This window comes from Pseudanabaena sp. SR411, from assembly GCF_002251945.1.
Taxonomy (GTDB): domain Bacteria; phylum Cyanobacteriota; class Cyanobacteriia; order Pseudanabaenales; family Pseudanabaenaceae; genus Pseudanabaena.
Genome location: NZ_NDHW01000159.1, coordinates 1 through 18,531, shown reverse-complemented (window position 1 = coordinate 18,531; position 18,531 = coordinate 1). Strand labels below are relative to the sequence as shown.

The following is an 18,531-nucleotide window of genomic DNA, read 5'->3' as shown; positions in this document are numbered from 1 at the left end:
AATCAAAAATAATTAAACATTAGTGAGATCATTCCTTTTATGGCTACATCTTTTCCTATTTCGCAAGCCTCTAGCCTCTGGCAACTATGGGAGCAAGGCGCAAAAAATCATCCTGATACGATCGCTCTCCACGATCCCCATGCAAAACCGCCTGTCAGAGTCTCCTATAAAGATACATTTGAGCAAATTAATGCTTTTGGGGCAGGCTTGCGTTCGCTAGGCATCCAATTTGGAGAAAAGGTAGCTCTAATTGCTGATAACTCACCACGATGGTTAATTGCTGACCAAGGAATTTTAGCGATCGGCGCAGCCAATGCCACCCGTAGCTCTCAAGCTGAACGTAGCGAATTGCTCTACATCATCGAGCATAGTGATAGCGTCGCGATCGTCGTCGAAAATCTTGCCACCCTCAAAAAACTAGAACCTGAATTACATACATTACCCGTCAAGCAAATTATCTTGCTATCAGACGAAACGCCACCCGAAGGTGCTTATAACTTCCAGCAATTACTCGAAAAAGGCAGTAGCAAAGATTTAGGCAATCCCCAAATTCAACGCGATACCCTTGCCACACTGATCTATACATCAGGCACAACTGCTCGTCCCAAGGGCGTAATGCTTACCCATGGAAATTTCTTGTATGAAGTCGAAGGGGCGCAATCAGTTTTGCAACTGCAAGTAGGCGAAAAAGTTCTGAGCATCTTGCCCACATGGCATTCCTACGAGCGCACCTTTGAATATTTCATCTTTTCCCAAGGTTGCACTCAGATTTACACCAATCTCCGCACCATCAAAAAAGATCTCAAGGAACATAAACCCCATTACATGGTTGCCGTACCGCGTCTGTGGGAATCGATCTATGAAGGTGTGCAGAAAAACTTTCGCGAACAACCTGCAAATAAGCAGGGGCTAGTCAAATTTTTCTTCAATGCTAGTCAGAAATATATTGTCGCTAAGCGCATTTTCCAAGGATTAAATGTAGAAAATCTCTATCCTTCCCTAGTCGAGAAATTGCTTGCCTTGCCTTCAGTGATTGGACTATGGGCTGTTCACAAGCTTGGAGATAAATTGGTTTATCAAAAAGTCCGCGAAGCAACGGGTGGCAATTTCAAATATATCGTCAGTGGTGGTGGCTCGATCGCCGAACACCTTGAAGACTTCTATGAAATTGTTGGTATCGAGATCTTAGGTGGCTATGGCTTGACTGAAACCTCCCCAATTACCCATGTGCGCCGCCCAAATCGCAATATTCGTGGTGGTGATGGACAGCCATTTCCGAATACGGAAACTCGCATTGTCGATATGTCTACCAGAGCCGACGTACCAGTGGGACAACAGGGCTTAGTGCTAATTCGGGGGCCGCAAGTAATGCAAGGCTATTATAAAAACCCTGAAGCCACGGCTAAGGCGATCGATCCTCAGGGCTGGTTTGACACAGGCGATTTAGGCTATGTCAGCAAATGGGATGACTTGGTAATCACAGGTCGGGCAAAAGATACGATCGTCTTGACCAATGGCGAAAACATTGAACCTCAGCCCATTGAAGATGCTTGCATTCGTAGTCCCTATATCGATCAGGTAGTACTAGTGGGTCAAGACCAAAAGCAGCTAGGAGTTTTGATCGTTCCCAATCTCTCAGCTCTAGAAGCCGCAGGATTGATTCCTTCTGACTCAACTCTTGCTGATATTTTGCCTGAGTTGAATCATGCAAAAATTCGGAATCTTTACCGTGACGAACTAAATCGCGAAGTCCAAAACCGTCCAGGCTATAGCATTAACGATCGCATCGGCATTTTTGAGTTTTTACCTGAACCCTTTACCATCGATAATGGGTTCCTAACGCAAACATTCAAGATCCGACGTAACATCGTATTTGAGCGTTATCAAGATATTATTGTCAAAATGTTTACTTCATAATGTGAAAGCGGCTGCGCCGCTTTCACATTAAAAACTACTTCATAATGTGAGAGCGGCTTTGCCGCTCTCACATTAAAAACTACTAAATTTGGAGATAAGTGTGAATTCGATGGATTTTTCTAATCAGCTCTTATTGCGTCGTACCGCCAATATTCAAGTCATTGTGACGCAGCGCTGGAAAGAGGAAATGCAGCAACAACTGCAACAACAAATTGCTCAACTTGATGCACAAGTGCAGCAAGTCGATGCTCAAGGCTCACGTCAAATCAATGAAATTGAGCGTCAAAGCATCAAACCATTTTCTGCCGAAGTTTCCAATGCGATCGAAGGTATTCGTGCGGAAATGAATCGGGTTAAAGCCGAATTGCTAGACCAAAAGAATCAATTACTCACGCAATTAACCCAAGTTCAAAATCTGGAACTTGAACAAGAAGTTTCTCAAGGGCAACTTGATAGCTATTTCCCTGCTGGCAAGGGGGACAATTTAATTGCTCAAATGCGTGTAGAAATTGTTCTCCGTGATGGCATCATCGAAGATATCCGTACAGGTTTCCCCGCTGTCTAAATTTTAATCGCAACCCCCTTTGGGGGATGCGATTAAGATTATCCGCCCACTTACCTAAAAAAAGGCATGAACGTTCTACTGGTTTACCCACTTTTTCCAAAAACATTTTGGTCTTATGAAAAAATCCTAGAGCTAGTAAATCGTAAAGTGTTACTACCGCCTCTAGGCTTGATTACAGTTGCGGCGATTTTGCCCCAAGAATGGAATTTCAAATTGGTCGATCGCAATGTGCGCTCAATTACCGAGGCTGAGTGGCAATGGGCGGATATGGTGATTTTGTCAGCGATGATTGTTCAGAAAGATGATTTGTTATCTCTGATTAAAGAAGCCAAACAACGCGGTAAAAAAGTTGCTTGCGGTGGCCCCTATCCCACTTCGATGCCCGAAGATCCTCAAGCCGCAGGTGTAGATTACCTGATTTTGGATGAAGGCGAAATTACTTTGCCCATGTTTGTCGAGGCGATCGCCAAGGGTGAAACCAGTGGTATTTTCCGCACCAGTGAAAAGCCCGATGTCACTAGCACACCCGTACCGCGCTTTGATCTTTTAGAATTTGATGCCTACGACTCGATGTCGGTGCAGTTCTCTCGCGGCTGCCCCTTCCAATGCGAATTTTGCGACATTATCGTACTGTATGGACGCAAACCCCGCACCAAGACTCCTGCTCAGTTATTAGCCGAACTAGATTATTTATATAGTCTCGGCTGGCGACGGGGCGTGTTTATGGTGGATGACAACTTCATCGGTAATAAGCGCAATGTTCGCTTGCTCCTGCTCGAACTGAAGGAGTGGCAAAAAGAGCATGGCTATCCCTTCCGCTTTAATACTGAAGCTTCCATCGATTTAGCTGCCGATCAAGAACTCATGGATCTGATGGTGGAATGTTATTTCGATGCGGTGTTCCTTGGTATTGAAACCCCTGATGAAGATAGCTTACAGATGACCAAGAAGTTTCAAAATACCAGATCATCGTTACTGGATTCCGTTGAAGCCATCACCAAAACAGGGATTCGCGTCATGGCAGGGTTCATCATCGGCTTTGATGGGGAGAAAAAAGGAGCAGGCGATCGCATTGTCCGATTTGCCGAGCTAACAGGCATACCTACAACAACATTCGCAATGTTGCAAGCATTGCCCCATACTGCTCTCTGGCATCGCCTCGAAAAAGAAGGTCGTTTGCGAACTCAAAATGGGAACTTGAACCAAACAACCCTGATGAATTTCGAGCCAACGCGCCCAGTCGAAGAGATTGCCCGCGAATATGTGGAAGCTTTCTGCGCTTTGTATGAACCTCACGCCTATCTTGATCGCGTTTACAGCTACTTCTTGAAACTTGGCGCACCCAGAATCAAAGCAGAGGCAAAACTGCCAACGCTAACTGATCTTAAAGCTCTAGCAATTATCGTCTGGCGACAAGGGATCAAGCGCAACACCCGCTGGAAGTTCTGGCATCATCTGTTTAGCATGATCAAGCGAAATCCTGCGGTATGGGAACATTACCTAATCGTCTGCGCTCACAATGAACACTTCATGGAGTACCGCGACATTGTACGTCGTGAAATTGAATCGCAGCTAGCTGCTTATTGGAAAGAAGAAGAACGCATTCAGAAATTAGAACAGAAATCAGCGATCGCAGCTTAATTTATTATTCAAAGGCTGGCCAAGCCAGCCTTTGAATAATAAATTTCTTGAGTTTGGTTTTAATAAAGCGCTGTATTTAGGAACTGGGCAATTAATAGAGAGATTTTGAAAGCGTCGCAAAGCCACGCTTTCAAAATCTCTCTATACTAATTACATACGTGATTGTCGGCTCAGGGCATAATATTTTATGAAACTAATATTTGCCATTGTTTTATGGCTGGCAAATAAAGCCATAAGCATCGCTTTACTTATTGCTGTACTAACAGTTCTATTTGCAGCGACTACCATCCTTAAACCGATTGGGCAAGATCTCTGGAGTCAACTTTCTGGAAAAGATATGCAGGAAGTTATTAATAGGATAAACAGAGATATCAAGCAACTTGAGATCAATACAAATCCGCAGTTTAAGTCAAAAATCAACCTTTTGAATAAGGATATTGACCTCAGAATTGAAGCAGAATGTAATATAGATATCCCTTGGTATGAATTTTATCGTTTCGATATAAGATTGCAAAAAGAGACTGCTTGCGAATTATTAAAAAAAGAAAAAGCAGTATACCAACGCCTAGAAAAAGAATATCTCGAACGCGAGCAGCAATTAGGAAATCTTAAGGAACAGTTGAGCCAAAAGCTCTTCCAACTTGAAGAATCAGAACAACGGTTGGATCGAGTATGGAAACTATTAGTTATAAATTTTCAAGAGAACTGGATATATTTTTTTTGCACTATTCTTCTTGTTTTATTGGCTTCTCCATTGTGGAAAGCTTGGTGCTTTTTTGGGATTGCCTATTGTGCAGAAAAGTTTCCTCCCATTCAATTAACTGATCCCATAACTGATGGAAATATTTTTTATAAAAATGCAGAAAAGACGGTCAGTATAAGGGTTGATCTGTTTAATCCTTTATATATGAGAATGGATTCCATGAATCAATATGATCGTAATCTGACTAAGCGAACTAAATTATTTTGGAAATGGTCTGCTCCATTTATCAGTTATGCATCGGGATTAGTTGAGCTAACAGAATTTACAACTAAAAGTACAGTTGAAGATGGAACGGTTGTTTTATCTCCCAAAATAGCAAGTAACTACATTACTGAAGTACAGTTGCAACAACATCCAGGACTTGTGATGCATCCTGCTTGTATTACTGGGATATCTGGAGATATTCAGTTAAAGACTCGATGGATATGGAGTTTTCATAGTTGGATGACAGGACAGCATCGGTACATTATTTTTCATGGCACAGGAAAGCTGTATTTAGAAGGGAGTGGGGGGATATATGTAATGGAAACATCGCCATCAAAGACAAGTGTTGAGAGTCATTTATTGATAGGATTTGATACCCGACTGGGCTATTCAACTATCCGTACAGAGACATTTTGGCCATATTTTCGTAATAAAGTCTCATTAATTGATAATCAATTTTCTGGAAAAGGTGTATTTTTGCGCCAAGCTGTTGCTCCTAAGAAAGAACTTACCCCACTAGAAAAGAATTTCCAGTTTATTGGTAACTTCACCAGCATCGTCGGCAAGTTTTTTGGTTTTTAGAATTATAGTTGTTGCCATTCTTGTTAGGACACAAAACCAGAAGCGAGTTGCGGCGCTTTGCGCCGCAACTCGCTTCTGGTTTTGATTTGTCTTAATGCATCAGTATCGCGGTGCTTTCAAAAAAACAATTTTTGGGTTGTCAGCGTCGAAGGTGATGACAACCCAAAAATTGTTTTTTCATACCGAGAATTGCTGATTTTTCATGAGTATAAAGACTACCCATTGCATCACCCTTTATAATAGGTGCAGTTCATAATCAATCAAAAATAAGCCCCAACTACAAACAATGCGTGTTTTACTCGTCTATCCGTTATTTCCAAAAAGCTTTTGGTCGTTTGAGAAAACACTAGAATTAGTTGGTTATAAGGCTCAGCTTCCGCCCCTTGGCATGGTCACAGTTGCCGCGATCTTGCCGCAAACTTGGGAATTTAAATTAGTCGATCGCAATGTGCGCGATATCACCGAAGCCGAATGGGAATGGGCGGAAGTGGTGATTCTCTCAGCAATGATTGTGCAGAAAAATGACTTTCTAGCGCAGATCCAAGAGGCGAAAAAACGCGGTAAATTAGTTGCTGTTGGTGGCCCTTATCCGACCGCTTTACCTGAAGAAGCGAAAGTTTCGGGGGCAGATTTCTTAATCCTTGATGAAGGCGAAATTACGTTGCCGATGTTTGTCGAGGCTATTGAAAGAGGCGATCGCACAGGCATTCTCAGATCCAATGGCGAAAAACCTGCGGTTACCGATACGCCCATCCCGCGCTTTGATCTTCTAGAGATGAACCGCTACGCCGAAATGTCGGTGCAATTCTCCCGTGGTTGCCCCTTCCAATGCGAATTTTGCGACATCATCGTTCTCTACGGACGTAAGCCACGCACCAAGACTCCTGCTCAGATTCTCGCAGAATTGCAATGTCTCTACGATCTCGGCTGGAGACGCAGTATTTTCATGGTCGATGATAACTTCATCGGCAACAAGCGTAACGTTAAGGTAATGCTGCAAGAGCTAAAGCCTTGGATGAAAGAGCGCAATTATCCCTTCTCCTTTGCCACGGAAGCATCAGTCGATCTTGCCCAAGATCCTGAAATGATGCAGATGATGGTGGAATGTAATTTTGGTTCAGTATTCCTTGGAATTGAAACTCCTGATACCGATAGCCTTGCTCTCACTAAGAAGTTCCAAAACAATCGTGATCCGCTTTCAGAATCAGTGATTAATATCGCCAGAGCAGGAATTCGGGTGATGGCAGGATTTATCATCGGCTTTGATGGCGAGAAAAAAGGAGCAGGCGATCGCATTGTCCAATTTGTAGAGTTGACTGCGGTTCCTACGGCTCTCTTCAGTATGCTGCAAGCCTTGCCTGATACTGGGCTGTGGCATCGCCTAAATAAAGAAGGACGGATGATTACCCAGAATAGCAATGGGCATCAAGCCACTTTGATGAACTTCATGCCCACTCGTCCATTGGAAGACATTGCGACGGAATATGTTCATGCTTTTTGGACTCTTTACGATCCCCTCGTCTTTCTCAATCGTACCTATCGCCATTTCTTGATTCTTGGCGAATCGCCATACAAGCGGATCAAGCGCGAGAAGACTGATCAAAAGAAGAGAACCGATTGGACTGCTATCAAAGCTTTACTCATTCTCTGCTGGAGACAAGGTTTCGTTCGCAAAACCCGTTTCCAATTCTGGATTAATCTCTTTGACTTGATGAAGCGTTATCCAAACGTGGTCACCAGCTATCTCTCAGTTTGCGCTCAGGGTGAGCATTTCCTTGAATATCGCTCGATTGTGCGTGAACAGATTGAAGCTCAACTTGCTGATTATCTCGCCAACCCACCTGTACTTCAACCCAAGGTTTTACCAAAGATTCAACCAGTGGAGAAAGAGCCAGATTTGCAAGAAGTGAAGTAGCGATCGCGCTCTAAGTAAATAAAAAAGCGACGCATTGCGTCGCTTTTTTATGCAAAAATTTGGGAGAGGGGACAAGCGAACTCGGGTAATAATGGGGAAGTGAGCATGTCAGTCACAAATAAGGTCATCGCTAATTTGAGAACTCCATTTTCACGGCGATAGATTTGAAGTTTCTTCTCTCGCCAATCAGCAATCCAATATTCCAATACTCCCTGTGATGAGTAGAGCTTTAACTTAACCTCGCGATCGCGCCTTTCGTTTTCTGTTCCTGCTGACAGGATCTCGATCGCAATGTCAGGTGCACCCAGTAAATGTCCAGCCTCATCAATTAAAGCTTCATATTTTTCTTTGCTAACCCACACCACGTCAGGTATCACATCATCCTTATTTCCAAAGATTACACCTGCACCCAAAGCTGTTTCACCTAATTTCGTAGCGATCGACCAAGTATCCAAAGCCGTAAAGAGTCTACCGCAAGTTTTTTGATGTTTCCAGTGAGGCGCTCTCGTCACGTAAAGTTCTCCATTGATAATTTCATAACGGTTGCCGTTTTCGGGTAGTAGTTGGAGGTCAGCACTTGTCCAGAGGAGTTTGTCCTCTGGGGCATCGGCTAAGAGGCTAGAAGGGTCGATCGCTGGAGTCATAATGGTTTCCTAATCGGAGCGATAAGGTGATTATAGCAATCAGAGCATGGTAAAACCTAGAAGCTTGTGCTGCCAAATATGCGGGCAGCACAAACTATCTGATACCTATAATTTTACATAAATCCTTTCTCTAGAAGACCTGAATAATCTTTTCTGCACTAAATCAAAAATGTTGTAAGCCGAACAACAAACTAATTCCTAAAGAGCGCACTATCTCTCAAGGGAATAGTGATTATACAGGTTGTTCTTTTTCCAACTTCGCTATTGATGATAATATTTCCTTGATGTAAATCCACACATTTTTTGACAACAACTAAACCTAAGCCAGTACCAGAGATGGTTTTGACATTTTTGCCTCGGTGGAATGGTTCAAACAATTGCTTTTGATCTTCTGATAAAATGCCAATCCCGCGATCTTGAACTTTGATTATGAGATTATCTAATTGGAACTCTAGAGAAAGAGAGATAATGCCACCCTGTGGAGAATATTTAATAGCGTTGGAAAGCAAGTTAGAGAGCATCGATCGCATTAATTTTTCATCAAGACAAACATGCTGTGATTTACCGTAACAAGTAAAAGTAAGTTGGTGTTGATTGTCTGCACTGAGTTGCATCTCTTCAATAAAATGACGACAGTATGCCTCTAATGCTAAAGATTTGGGATTAAATGCAAGTTTGCCTGTCTCAGCGCGATTGATTGTCAAAATATCGTCAAGTAACTGCACCATATTTCTAACAGAATCTTGAATACGATGTAAATTGCGTAATCGTTTTTCGGTATTGTCCCATTGATGTTGGGAATTCTCAAGAACCTGTGCTGCCGCTAAAGCCGTACTTAGGGGGGTACGAAACTCATGGGATGCCATAGAGAAAAAGCGCGTTTTGAGAGCACTGAGTTCTTTTTCCCGTTCTAAGGCAAGTCGAATTTCATCAAGACGTTTGCGTTCGGTGATATCGCGAGCATTCACCATCATCCGCAGAATGTCGGTACTATCTACAAAGGGTTGACTGATGGCTTCAAGAATCCGCCATGTTCCATCTTGATGGCGATGCCGAAACTCAATCGGTCGTTGCAATTCAGATGATGCTGGATTAGTTAAGCGATCGCGAGTGATTGTCCAATCATCTAAATGGATAAAATCCTTTATGTTTTCGCCCAAGAGTTCGACAACACCATATCCTAAGACCTTTTCAACCGATGGGCTAACATAGCCAATTGTGCCATTCACCTCAAGAATCATAATGACATCCAAAGCATTTTCAATTAGCGATCGGAAGCGTTGTTCACTATGTCGCATGGCTTGTTCAACTTTTTTGCGCTCTGTTGTATCGCGCTGCACCGCAATCCAGTGAGTATAAAAGCCCTTAGCATCAGCTACAGGAACCAAACTAAATTCATTCCAAAATTCTGAACCGTCTTTGCGATAGTTGATCACTTCAATCGTAACGGATTCCCAAAGGGATAGAGCTTTTCGGACTTTCTGAAGTTCTGCTTGATCGGTCTTAGCACCTTGTAAAATTCGTGGGGTCTGACCTAATACTTCGTGGGGTTGATAGCCAGTAATTCGTGTAAACGCTTCGTTTACATAGATAATGCGAGGTCCTGGAGTGTCAATGGGTTCTGCTTCAGTGATAATGATTGCGTCATTTGTATTGATCACAACCGATTGTAGTAAACGGACTTGTTCAGCTTGAAGTTTCTGCTCAGTAATATCAGCGATCACAGCAACGATGCCATTAATATGTCCATTGTTATCAGTTAGAGGAGCAGCCGAAAAGATGATGTCGATCGCTGAGCCATCTTTTCTATGGCGAGTCATTTCCACTCTTGTATATGTTTTGCCCTGAAGCACACTATTTTGCAGTGTTGTACAATCTTCTAATTGATCATCTAATAGAATTGGACTAAGACAATCGACCACCTCATCTTCCTTCCAACCAAACATTTGTTCAGCAGCAGGGTTCCAGATCCTTACTATCCCTTCTATATCCAGCATAAAAATTGCACGAGGAGAAGCGCTGACAAGAGCTTGTAATGTTTCATTAGTGTGACGTAGTGCAAGTTCAGTACGCTGTCGTTCAGAAATTTCTGTCATCAGAGAAGCGTTAGCCTTAGCGAGTTCGGCAGTGCGCTGTTGGACTCGTTGTTCTAGTTGTGTATTAAGTTGCTGAAGTTGTTTGCAAAGTTCTGATTGTTGAATCGCGATCGCAACTTGGGTTGCTAGTTGCTTCATTAGTTCCACTTCCCAATCTTCCCATTGCCGAGGATGATTGCATTGATGAGCTATTAGTAATCCCCATAAATAGGTCTGAGAAGTATCTAAATTGCCGCTTTCACGATTTTCTTGAATAATTGGTACAACTAATTTAGCGAGAACACCAAACTGTTTTACGAAGTCAGCCAGACAAGATTCTACATTTTCTTGTTCAACATTAACAATGGAGCGAACTTTCCCCAAGGAGTAGGCTTGATGGTATTTTTTTGGGAAAACCTCTTCGGGAAATACTTGACCTAAAATACTGGGATAGGGCGGTAAAACAGTTTCATAAATAGCGCTACCAGTACCATCGTCCCAAAGTCGATAGATTAAGACGCGATCAGCTTGCAAGAACTCCTGCACTTCCTTTACAGTGGTTGCTAGAACTTGCTCCAGATCAAGGGATTGCCGAATTTGTAGCGCTATCCGTGTGACCAATCGTTCGCGATTGCTTTGCTGTCTCAATAAATTTTCTATCTGCCGACAACGGTTTCTTTCTCTTACTACCAAGAAAGAACTTACCAATAGCAGTAGGAGAATTAGAAAAAAAACAATCGCAGAAACACTGGTCATAAGCAACTATTCCTACAAGTATAAAGCGATAAGCACTATATACTAGAGCGATTTTCATATTAACATTGGCTATTCTAAAAGCCGCAAACAAGAATAAAAACAAAAAAATTTAAAAGCCAAAGCCTTTTTAGAAAATAAATTAAACGATTGTTGATGGCGCGGCTTCACCGCGCCATCAACAATCTCGTTCTTTATTAAATTGCAGAACTCTTAAGGGTTTTAAAAATGCAAAATAGCTACGCCATTTGGAGTTTTGGGATGATTTTACAGAAACTATAATCCAAGTAAGACTAAGGATATTAGGAGGCAAACAAAGACAGCCCCGCCAATAGTAATTCCTGCACCAATCTTGCCAACAATAGCAGGTGGGTTCTTTTGCCATTCCCAACGCACATAATCCAATTTTGCCGCACCTTTATTGCCAGTGAAGACCTGTTTGGGCAAGCGATCACGATAATCAGCACCATAACGCGCTATGTGAGCAAAGGTGACTTCGCCTCTAGTGCGATGAGGCAAAATGCGCCGACGTTGATAGGGAACAATGCTATCGCCAAAGTTATTTAGATATTCTTCACTATTTAACAGTTCATCAACAAAAGCTTGGAGTCCTTTAGTTGCAATTACAATCGACCATGCAATCTTTTCGCGATCGCTATAGACATTACGACCAAGAATTCGCTGGATGCAAATCTCGACAAAGCGATAGTTATTATTACAGTCAAACGTCAGTCGTCTGAAGGAATCAGACAATACCAAGCCGCGAATGAATCCTCTAACTGTAATTAGCCCTGATCGTAGCTGAGATTCTAAATTCAGTTGACGATGATTTTCGAGCATCTGCTGCTCATTACAGATTTGACGATAAGCTGCCCTGATTAAAAGATCTAGCTCAAAGCCAGATAGCAAACTGTCGGCACTATAAATCCGAGGTTGCTCATCACTTGCGACTTCAAAACCAGCAACACGCTGGTTTTGAGATAAGGGTTTGTACTCTAATAATGGAAGCGACACAAATATTCTCCTAAAAAGTGGTTTATATTGACCGAACAAATAACTTAAATTTCATTAAAATTTTTGGTGTCTTTAGATCTGAGATGCTTTAAGTGCAGCATCGGGAGTTGGATTCGGTATATCTCTCCGCCTAGATAGTCCCATATCAAAAGTAAGGAAACTGATCAGGAAATTGTAAAGAAAACGGAAAGAATGATCGAAAGCAACAAATCTTGATTTTCGGTAATATATATTTGAAGTAGTTAGTCCGATTTTATGATACGGCTATAGTCACCTGTATCAGGACAAATCAAAACCCAAATAGTGTGAGGCGGCGCGAAGCGCCGCCTCACACTATTTGGGTTTTATGTCCTAACAAGAATGGCGACAGCTAACTGAGGTTTTGTATGAAGGAAGTGGTGCTTAGCACCACTTTCTTCAAATCTTTTGGGTTTTGAGAAAACACAAAGCGCTGTAATAGACTTAGCGATAGCTGTATATCTAAACTCCAATCCTAACGACAATAGAATTTTGGGACAAACTTTTGTAAAATCAGGGGATAAGTAATCATGTCTCCCCCAAAAATAAATTCCCAAAACAAGGTTTTCCTATGCTATGAGGATTCTTCTAGTTGAAGATGATGTTCGCCTTGCCGAAACCTTGGCTGAAGCTCTAATCGATGCACGTTACGTTGTTGACATTGCCACTGATGGCGAATCTGGGTGGTATCAAGCTCAGTCTCTAGAATATGATTTGATGCTACTGGATTTAATGTTGCCAGAATTAGATGGTATTAGTCTTTGTCATCGCTTGCGATCGCATGGTTACAGCTTACCAATCCTCATGCTCACCGCTTGCGATACGATCAATGATGAAATTAACGGGCTAGATGTAGGAGCCGATGACTATATTGTTAAACCCGTCGATTTACAAAAGCTGTTTGCACGGATTCGGGCTTTGCTACGTCGAGGCAGTCTGAGTGCCTCACCAGTTTTAGAGTGGGGTGAATTGTATCTTAATCCAAGCACTTGTGAAGTAGGCTATGGGATCAATCCTATCCATTTAACACCCAAGGAATATGCACTTTTAGAATTGCTATTACGCAATGGTAGGCGAGTTTTGAGCCGCAGCGTAATGATCGAACATGTTTGGTCTTTGGAATCACCTCCAGAAGAACATACAGTAAAGGTTCATATTCGTGGGTTACGCCAAAAGCTGAAAGCCGCAGGAGCTAACGAAGATTTAATCGAGACTGTTCACAGTATGGGCTATCGTCTCAATCGGATTTACAGCAATTTCCGATCAAACGAACCACAATAAATTTTCTAAAAGGGTTTGTTTTTTAATTAACGAAAGTGTGGCTACACTTTTGTTAATTGGCATTGCTTTACAACAATTTTAGGGAATTTATTGATTTGGATTTGGGTGTACAACGCTGTAAATTGCTATGAAATTGTTTAATCCTTTTAATCCATGATTCTGACGATGAATAGGATTAGGGAAAAGGTAAAAAACATAGAGATATTGCTAGAATGAATTCCTAGAGTCACTTTGTTAGCTTAGGGTATAGATCAAATGACCAGTCTGTTTCTGGAACGTCTTCACAGCAGCGATCGCCCCGTCATTGTATTTGATGGTGCGATGGGTACAAACTTGCAGGTGCAAAACCTCACCGCCGAAGACTTTGGCGGCGCAGAGTATGAGGGCTGCAACGAGTATCTAGTGATGACCAAACCTGAAGCAGTCGCCAAAGTACATCGAGACTTCCTTGCCGCAGGGGCGGATGTGATCGAGACGGATACCTTTGGCGGGACATCGATTGTCCTGAATGAGTATGACCTTGGGCATCGGGCCTATGAACTCAGCAAAAAAGCAACTGAATTAGCCAAATCCGTCGCCGCCGAATTTTCCACTCCTGAAAAACCGCGTTTTGTAGCTGGCTCGATCGGTCCAACTACCAAGTTGCCAACTTTGCTTCATATTGATTTCGATACGATGAAGCAGTCATTTATCGAGCAGATCGAAGGCTTGTATGATGGCGGTGCAGATTTACTACTAGTTGAGACTTGTCAGGATGTACTCCAAATCAAAGTTGCGTTAAATGCGATCGAAGAATTTTTTGCAAAAATATCTAAGCAAGGGAAACCAAGAATTCCTGTAATGGTATCGGTGACAATGGAAACCACTGGCACAATGCTCGTTGGCTCCGATATTTCGGCAGTAGTCACGATTTTGGAACCCTATCCCATTGATGTGCTAGGTCTGAACTGTGCCACGGGTCCCGACTTGATGAAGGAGCATATGCGCTATTTGAGCGAGCATTCTCCCTTTGTCGTATCCTGTGTGCCGAATGCAGGATTACCTGAGAATGTCGGGGGCAATGCTTTTTATCGACTTACTCCCGATGATTTGCGAGTACATCTGCAACACTTTGTCGAAGATTTAGGAATTCAGGTAATCGGTGGTTGTTGTGGCACGACTCCCGCTCACATTAAGGCTTTAGCGGATGTAGCAAAAACTCTGAAGCCAAAGCAAAGACATCCTCTCGTAGTTCCTTCAGCAGCTTCCATTTATAGTTCTCAACCCTATATTCAAGATAATTCTTTCTTGATTGTCGGTGAGAGATTAAATGCGAGTGGCTCTAAGAAAACTCGTGATTTGCTGAATGCGGAAGATTGGGATGGACTAGTGGCGATCGCGCGATCGCAGGTCAAGGAAGGCGCACATATTCTTGATGTGAATGTGGACTATGTGGGTCGCGATGGTGTGCGGGATATGCATGAACTGGTATCGCGCCTAGTCACCAATGTGACGTTGCCCCTAATGCTCGATTCCACTGAATGGGAAAAGATGGAAGCAGGGCTGAAAGTAGCAGGTGGTAAGTGTATTCTCAACTCCACAAACTATGAGGATGGAGAGGAACGTTTCTGTAAAGTCGTTAGTCTTGCTAAGCAATATGGAGCAGGGATCGTCATTGGTACAATCGATGAAGAGGGCATGGCACGAACTGCGGACAAGAAATTTGCGATCGCTTCCCGTGCATACAAACAAGCTACGGAAGAGTTGGGAATGCCCCCTAGTGAGATTTTCTTTGATACTCTCGCTTTACCAATTTCCACAGGGATTGAAGAGGATCGCCAGAATGCAGCGGCAACGATTGAGTCAATTCGACGCATTAAGGAAGCAATGCCTGAAACTCATGTGTTACTGGGTGTTTCCAATGTGTCCTTTGGTCTAAATCCTGCTTCGCGTGTGGTGCTTAACTCCGTGTTTTTGCATGAAGCAATGAAAGCAGGCATGGACTCGTCGATTGTCAATGCTAGTAAAATCGTGCCGCTCAATCGTATTCCTGAGCGAGAAATGGAAGTAGCTCGTCAATTGGTCTACGATCAACGCCAGTTTGATGGTGATATTTGCACCTATGATCCGCTCGGCGAGTTTACCAAGCTATTTGAAGGTGTTTCCGCAAAGCGTGTGAAGGTCGATAAGGCTGATACTCCCATTGAGGAGCAACTCAAAAACCATGTTATCGATGGCGATCGCATTGGTCTAGATGATGCGCTCACTGAAGCCCTCAAGAAATATGAACCTCTCGATATCATCAACAAATATCTCCTTGATGGCATGAAAGTAGTCGGTGAGTTGTTTGGTTCAGGACAGATGCAGCTTCCCTTTGTATTGCAATCTGCCGAAACCATGAAATCCGCCGTTGCATTCCTAGAGAAATTTATGGAGAAAGCAGAAGACTCCAATAAAGGAGTATTCCTAATTGCCACTGTTAAAGGGGATGTGCATGATATTGGCAAAAATCTTGTCGATATCATTCTCTCCAATAATGGCTACAAAGTTGTGAATATTGGCATCAAGCAACCCGTTGAGAATATTGTCAAAGCCTACGAAGAACACAAGGCAGACTGTATTGCCATGAGTGGCTTGCTGGTGAAATCCACTGCTTTTATGAAAGATAACCTGCAAGAATTTAATAATCGCGGTATTACTGTGCCTGTGATTCTTGGTGGTGCGGCGCTGACCCCGAAGTTTGTCTACACTGATTGCCAGAATGTCTATAAAGGCAAAGTAATCTATGGCAAAGATGCTTTCTCTGACCTCAACTTTATGGACAAATACATGCCCGCCAAAGCTGAAGGTAAATGGGAAGACTCTCAAGGCTTTTTAGATGAGAATTTGGTAGTTGATGACTTAGCGATCTCTAACGATACAGCAATCAGTACATCTGAGGAAAAAGCTAAACAAGAAGCTTTCCTAGCTGAGCGCTATCTGGACATTGAGCGCTCTGAAGCTGTAGATACTAATATTCCCCGTCCCATAACTCCCTTCTGGGGAACCCAGATTCTCCAAGCTGAAAATATTCCCTTTGAGGAGCTATTCTGGAATCTGGATATGCAAGCCCTAATCGCAGGTCAATGGCAATTCCGTAAACCTCAAGATCAATCCCGTGAAGAATATGATGCATTTTTGCAAGAGACTGTTTATCCAATTTTAGAAACTTGGAAAGCGCGGATCATCAATGAGAAGCTGCTAGTGCCGACTTCAGTGTATGGCTATTTCCCTGTATTAGCTGAAGGAAATACAGTCTATGTTTACGATCCTCAAGATATCAATGATATTCAATCAGCAAAACCGATCAATTTCTTTGTCTTCCCACGTCAGAAGTCACTGCGTCGTCTCTGCATTGCCGATTTCTTCTCACCCAAGGATTCAGGAATTATTGATGTACTGCCTTTGCAAGCAGTTACTGTCGGACATATAGCCACGGAGTTCGCACAAGGGCTATTTAAGGCTAATCAATACACCGATTATCTCTATTTTCATGGTTTAGCGGTGCAGATGGCGGAAGCGATCGCTGAATGGACACATACACGCATTCGTCATGAGTTAGGTTTTGGAGCAGAAGAACCTGATAATATCCGCGATATTCTGGCTCAGCGCTATCATGGCTCTCGCTACAGTTTTGGCTATCCCGCCTGTCCGAATATGCAGGATCAGTACAAGCTTTTAGATTTGCTCAATACGAAGCGTGTAGATTTAGTTATGGATGAAAGCGAGCAACTCTATCCCGAACAGTCAACCACTGCATTAATTGTGCATCATCCTACTGCTAAGTATTTTAGTGCTTAAATAGATTAAAAGTTATAAGTAGGAAGTCTCTTAATTACTTGTAGGATGCGTTAGCGTAAGGTAACGCATCTATAAAGTTAAAGGTGATGGGTTACGCGATCGCTAACCCATCCTACATGTAATTACTTATATGCCTAGTACCCAATTATGTTGAAATCCCTCAAAATTGAAAATTTCCGCTGCTTCCCATTCTTTGAGATGCAACAACTTGGCAGGTTAAATCTCATAGTTGGCACTAACAACAGTGGCAAGACTTCTATTTTAGAAGCACTGCAATTACTCCTTAATACACCATTTTCTTTCGATTTTGAAATACTAGAACAAATAACTACTGGTAGAAGTGAGTATGTTATAAGTGACGAAGATCAAGATAGAAATTTGGTAGTTCGTCATCTTTTTTATAACCACCATATTGATATTGATAGTAAATTTACAATTAGTGGTAAAAGTTTTGGTGACAATCAAGCAGAGCTAATCGTTTCTATTAAAAATATAAAAACACATACAGATCTAGTAGATCAAGAATCACTATTCTTATGTGTCAAACGGCTAATAAGCTCAATGGAAGTTGAAACACCATTTAAACTTTCTTCAGCAGGAATGCTATCTCTCAAAATATTGCGATCTGCAACCAATAATTTGAATCATAGCAAGTCAAATATCCAGTTTGTAAACTCATCATCACTAACTGCTGAAAAAGCGCTTGATTTATTTGAAGATATAGTACTTACGTCAGAAGAAGAGCTTGTTATTCAAGCTTTACAGATTATTGAGCCTCAAATAAAACGAATTGCACCTCTTATTGGCAAGAATGGATATAAAGGCACACGCGGTAGTTTTATTGTCCAAACACCTGAAAATCAACGCATACCAATTGGCAGCATGGGCGATGGGATGTGGCGAATTTTAGGACTTGCTCTAGCGATTGTAAATGCAAAAAATGGAGTTTTGTTGGTGGATGAAATTGATACAGGGTTGCACTTTACAGTGATGTCTGATATGTGGAAAATGCTTTGGGAAACAGCAAAACGTCTTAATGTACAGATTTTTGCAACTACCCATAGCAATGATTGCTGGCAGAGTTTAGCAGATATTGCTAATGCTGAAAATCCGAGCGAGGATGGGATTACTATTCATCGAATTGAGAAAGATAAATCTAAAAGTATCGTTTTCACAGAGCGACAAATTGCGATCGCTGCTGAGCGTAATATTGAGGTACGGTAGAAATGGCTTTAGGGACTTGCGAGGAAATAAGATACCAATCAATTAGGAACAATGGTTATATCCCATTTGGGTAAAGTATCAGAACGTTGCCAAAATGGAAAATACTGTTTCAAGTC

Annotated in this window: 11 protein-coding genes; 8 read left to right on the top strand and 3 right to left on the bottom strand. The window is 42.3% G+C overall.

Annotated features, from left to right (window positions below; translation table 11 throughout):
• Positions 1 to 39: 39 nt before the first annotated feature.
• From B9G53_RS15940 to B9G53_RS15920, 5 genes are all read left to right on the top strand, one after another.
• Positions 40 to 1,917 carry a long-chain fatty acid--CoA ligase gene (locus B9G53_RS15940; RefSeq protein ID WP_094534006.1) on the top strand — a complete coding sequence of 626 codons (1,878 nt, stop codon included), beginning with the start codon at positions 40 to 42 and terminating at the stop codon, positions 1,915 to 1,917.
• Between the two features lie 109 nt (positions 1,918 to 2,026).
• Positions 2,027 to 2,482, top strand: a complete 456-nt coding sequence (locus B9G53_RS15935; protein WP_094534004.1) for a YlqD family protein — start codon at positions 2,027 to 2,029, stop codon at positions 2,480 to 2,482.
• A gap of 66 nt (positions 2,483 to 2,548) precedes the next feature.
• Positions 2,549 to 4,123 (top strand): B12-binding domain-containing radical SAM protein, encoded by a 1,575-nt coding sequence (locus B9G53_RS15930; RefSeq protein WP_094534002.1) that lies wholly within the window; start codon positions 2,549 to 2,551, stop codon positions 4,121 to 4,123.
• 187 nt (positions 4,124 to 4,310) lie between these two features.
• The gene (locus tag B9G53_RS15925; protein ID WP_094534000.1) at positions 4,311 to 5,672 is read left to right on the top strand and encodes an AIM24 family protein; all 1,362 of its coding nucleotides are present in this window, start codon (positions 4,311 to 4,313) and stop codon (positions 5,670 to 5,672) included.
• A gap of 286 nt (positions 5,673 to 5,958) precedes the next feature.
• Positions 5,959 to 7,587 (top strand): B12-binding domain-containing radical SAM protein, encoded by a 1,629-nt coding sequence (locus tag B9G53_RS15920; protein WP_094533998.1) that lies wholly within the window; start codon positions 5,959 to 5,961, stop codon positions 7,585 to 7,587.
• Between the two features lie 47 nt (positions 7,588 to 7,634).
• Here B9G53_RS15920 and B9G53_RS15915 read toward each other — a convergent pair whose 3' ends face one another.
• From B9G53_RS15915 to B9G53_RS15905, 3 genes are all read right to left on the bottom strand, one after another.
• Complete coding sequence (locus B9G53_RS15915) at positions 7,635 to 8,231, bottom strand: Uma2 family endonuclease (RefSeq protein ID WP_094533996.1); 597 nt, start codon at positions 8,229 to 8,231, stop codon at positions 7,635 to 7,637.
• 191 nt (positions 8,232 to 8,422) lie between these two features.
• Positions 8,423 to 11,062 carry a PAS domain S-box protein gene (locus tag B9G53_RS15910; protein ID WP_094533994.1) on the bottom strand — a complete coding sequence of 880 codons (2,640 nt, stop codon included), beginning with the start codon at positions 11,060 to 11,062 and terminating at the stop codon, positions 8,423 to 8,425.
• Positions 11,063 to 11,335: 273 nt separating this feature from the next.
• Entirely contained in the window at positions 11,336 to 12,073 is a 738-nt protein-coding gene (locus B9G53_RS15905) for a phycobilisome rod-core linker polypeptide (protein WP_094533992.1), read from the bottom strand.
• 594 nt (positions 12,074 to 12,667) lie between these two features.
• On the opposite strand from B9G53_RS15905, the gene B9G53_RS15900 reads away from it, so the two are divergent.
• The 3 genes from B9G53_RS15900 to B9G53_RS15890 all read left to right on the top strand — a co-directional run bounded on the left by B9G53_RS15900 (position 12,668) and on the right by B9G53_RS15890 (position 18,415).
• A complete protein-coding gene (locus B9G53_RS15900; RefSeq protein ID WP_094533990.1) occupies positions 12,668 to 13,372 on the top strand; it encodes a response regulator transcription factor in 705 nt (234 codons plus the stop codon).
• 255 nt (positions 13,373 to 13,627) lie between these two features.
• A complete protein-coding gene (metH, locus tag B9G53_RS15895; RefSeq protein ID WP_094533988.1) occupies positions 13,628 to 17,191 on the top strand; it encodes a methionine synthase in 3,564 nt (1,187 codons plus the stop codon).
• Positions 17,192 to 17,338: 147 nt separating this feature from the next.
• A complete protein-coding gene (locus B9G53_RS15890) occupies positions 17,339 to 18,415 on the top strand; it encodes an ATP/GTP-binding protein (RefSeq protein ID WP_094533986.1) in 1,077 nt (358 codons plus the stop codon).
• Positions 18,416 to 18,531: the final 116 nt, after the last annotated feature.

What these genes read in the sequence shown, in the direction of transcription:
- B9G53_RS15890 (WP_094533986.1), top strand. Translation starts at nt 17,339, where the DNA reads ATGTTGAAATCCCTCAAAATTGAAAATTTCCGCTGCTTCCCATTCTTT.
- B9G53_RS15925 (WP_094534000.1), top strand. Translation starts at nt 4,311, where the DNA reads ATGAAACTAATATTTGCCATTGTTTTATGGCTGGCAAATAAAGCCATA.
- B9G53_RS15940 (WP_094534006.1), top strand. Translation starts at nt 40, where the DNA reads ATGGCTACATCTTTTCCTATTTCGCAAGCCTCTAGCCTCTGGCAACTA.
- B9G53_RS15935 (WP_094534004.1), top strand. Translation starts at nt 2,027, where the DNA reads ATGGATTTTTCTAATCAGCTCTTATTGCGTCGTACCGCCAATATTCAA.
- B9G53_RS15915 (WP_094533996.1), bottom strand. Translation starts at nt 8,231, where the DNA reads ATGACTCCAGCGATCGACCCTTCTAGCCTCTTAGCCGATGCCCCAGAG.
- B9G53_RS15900 (WP_094533990.1), top strand. Translation starts at nt 12,668, where the DNA reads ATGAGGATTCTTCTAGTTGAAGATGATGTTCGCCTTGCCGAAACCTTG.
- metH (WP_094533988.1), top strand. Translation starts at nt 13,628, where the DNA reads ATGACCAGTCTGTTTCTGGAACGTCTTCACAGCAGCGATCGCCCCGTC.
- B9G53_RS15920 (WP_094533998.1), top strand. Translation starts at nt 5,959, where the DNA reads ATGCGTGTTTTACTCGTCTATCCGTTATTTCCAAAAAGCTTTTGGTCG.
- B9G53_RS15930 (WP_094534002.1), top strand. Translation starts at nt 2,549, where the DNA reads ATGAACGTTCTACTGGTTTACCCACTTTTTCCAAAAACATTTTGGTCT.
- B9G53_RS15910 (WP_094533994.1), bottom strand. Translation starts at nt 11,062, where the DNA reads ATGACCAGTGTTTCTGCGATTGTTTTTTTTCTAATTCTCCTACTGCTA.